General features: G+C 35.1%; 3 protein-coding genes and 1 rRNA gene. 2 read left to right on the top strand and 2 right to left on the bottom strand.

Features of this window, described 5'->3' with window-relative positions; translation table 11 throughout:
- Positions 1–91 (bottom strand): 16S ribosomal RNA (locus V7068_RS17950); the annotation flags it as partial.
- A gap of 368 nt (positions 92–459) precedes the next feature.
- On the opposite strand from V7068_RS17950, the gene V7068_RS17955 reads away from it, so the two are divergent.
- Positions 460–645, top strand: coding sequence for a hypothetical protein (locus V7068_RS17955; protein WP_252287077.1), 186 nt, complete (start codon positions 460–462; stop codon positions 643–645).
- Positions 646–674: 29 nt separating this feature from the next.
- On the opposite strand, the gene V7068_RS17960 is transcribed toward V7068_RS17955, so the two are convergent.
- A complete protein-coding gene (locus tag V7068_RS17960; protein WP_499713912.1) occupies positions 675–1,571 on the bottom strand; it encodes a DMT family transporter in 897 nt (298 codons plus the stop codon).
- A 106-nt stretch (positions 1,572–1,677) separates the two neighbouring features.
- On the opposite strand from V7068_RS17960, the gene V7068_RS17965 reads away from it, so the two are divergent.
- Positions 1,678–2,391, top strand: coding sequence for an MgtC/SapB family protein (locus V7068_RS17965; RefSeq protein WP_127762654.1), 714 nt, complete (start codon positions 1,678–1,680; stop codon positions 2,389–2,391).
- The last annotated feature ends 6 nt before the right edge of the window (positions 2,392–2,397 follow it).

A 2,397-nucleotide genomic window follows, 5' to 3' on the forward strand; every position in this document is an offset into this window, starting at 1 on the left:
CCGGGAGCAAGCTCCCATTGATTCGCTCGACTTGCATGTATTAGGCACGCCGCCAGCGTTCGTCCTGAGCCAGGATCAAACTCTCCGATAGAATTTGACTTGCTCATGTTGCACTTTTTTATAGTGTGTGCTCACTTAAAAATTAACGTTGGCGCTTTGTTTTGTTCAGTTTTCAAAGAGCAATGCTTGTCGTTTTTCAGCGACTTTATTATCTTACCAAATCACCTTTAATGTGTCAACCTCTTTTTTTAAAAAGTTTTCTCATTAAAGTAATCATTTAACTTGTTGTCTTAGTGACAAGTAATAATATATCATGGACAAAAATTGTTTGCAATACTTTTTTAAAAGTTTTTTTAAAAGTAGATTTTCCTTCTCTCATTGTTTTACATTTCTTCCTTTATCATATTATGACTAGCCATGAATAATATAAACATAAAAGGGTTTTATAGAGGTGACGCAATGAATGCATCCGAAATCGGCCTACTCCTATCTTATTTAATGGCACTCTATTTATTTAGTATCGCCTTTATAGAAGGCATTAAAATTAGTAATCAAAACGAGAAAGTGAATGGAAGTACTTTGATTATGAGCTTACTATTTGCTCTTTTTTTCACAAGAATGGCTGCTTTATTTTATTCCTATTAAATAAAGAAAAGCGATAAGCATATAATGCCCTATCGCTTTTCAACCTTTTTATATTGTTTCCTCTCTTCATATAAAAACATCATGAGTCCATAACAGATAACCGCGCCGCCTAACAGTTGTGTCCAGATAACTTTTTCTCCAAAAAGAAAGTACGCTAGGATTGTTGCCCCGACCGGTTCTAAAAGAATCGCCATAGAAATCGTCGTCGTACTCAACCATTTTATTGCCCAATTAAATAAAGAATGCCCTAATAAGGTGGGAAAAATTGCTAGAAGAATAAAGTACATCCAATCAGCAACAGGGTACCCTGTCAATGGTTGCTGAGCTACTACAACATAAATGAACAACACGATTGTACTAAATGAATAAACGATAAACGTATATGTAGTAGATGAAATCCTCTTACGAACATCTTGACCTACTAGTAGATAGCTTGTGGCTAAAGCACAGGCAATGAGAGCGAGTAGATCCCCTAAAAGCGCCCAACCACTTATACGAAAATCCCCCCAGCTAATAATGACACTCCCTATAATAGCTATCGCACCACTTATCAGTACTTTTACGGAGAAACTTTCTTTAAAAAAGAAAAAAGCACCGGTAAAAGCAAATATAGGCTGAAGCGTGACAAGAACTGTAGAGCTAGCAACCGTCGTATAATTCAATGACTCAAACCACAAAATAAAATGAAAGGCTAAAAAAATGCCCGCAGCCATCGTAAGAAAGAAATCCTTCCTTATCATCAACTTTATTTCATGAACATGCTTAATAAGAAAAAATGGTAGTAATAGCAACACCGTAAACAACAAGCGATAAAAGGCAATAATTCCCGATGGAGCGGATGCCAATTTCACTAAAATTGCTGAAAACGAAACTGTAATCACACCTACTACTAAAGCAAAATAAGGATTGATAAATGCAGCTTTCATGAAGTTCCCTCTCTTTTAACTTAAAACTAACAGATTCATTGTATCTCAATTCCCTTTTTTGAGGTTATAATAGTTAAAATTATAGATGTTTTTATTGTGGATGGGGATGGTATTGTTGGAATGGTCATTTAATTTACACGAGGAATTATTTATTCTATTAAAGTTAGGTATTTCTGCTTTTTTAGGAATGATTATTGGATTAGAACGAGAAATCAAACGTAAACCAGTTGGCTTAAAAACAAGCTTAGTCATTTCTATTGTCAGCTGTATGCTTACTATTGTATCAATTGAGTCGGCTTTTAAATTTCCTGGAAGCGACGAGCTCAATGTGACAATGGATCCACTTCGACTAGCGGCGCAAATTGTTTCTGGAATCGGCTTTATCGGCGCTGGCGTTATTCTACGTCGTGATAATAGTATCTCTGGATTAACAACAGCCGCCATTATTTGGGGAGCTGCTGGAATCGGAATTGCTGTAGGAGCTGGATTTTTTATCGAAGCAATCGCAGGGGTCATTCTCTTAATTATTAGTGTAGAGCTTATTCCCCCTATCATTACTTGGATTGGTCCTATATCACTTCGCCAAAAAGAAATTCTTCTTAAACTTATAATAGAAGAAAAAGAAGACATCTCAAAAGTGTTACAAAAAATCAGGGACGAAAATATTCATGTAAAAAACATTCGAATTAAAGATGTGGAAACAAACATTCACTCACTTACCATAAGAATACTTGTCGATCAAAAAAGAAAAACATCTGATGTGTATTACACAATTTCTAGTATTCAGGAAGTCTCAAAAGTAGAAATTGAAAATATTTAAAAATTA

Origin of the sequence: Bacillus sp. JJ634, assembly GCF_036962285.1 — a bacterium.
GTDB classification, from domain to species: Bacteria; Bacillota; Bacilli; order Bacillales; family DSM-1321; genus Peribacillus; species Peribacillus asahii_A.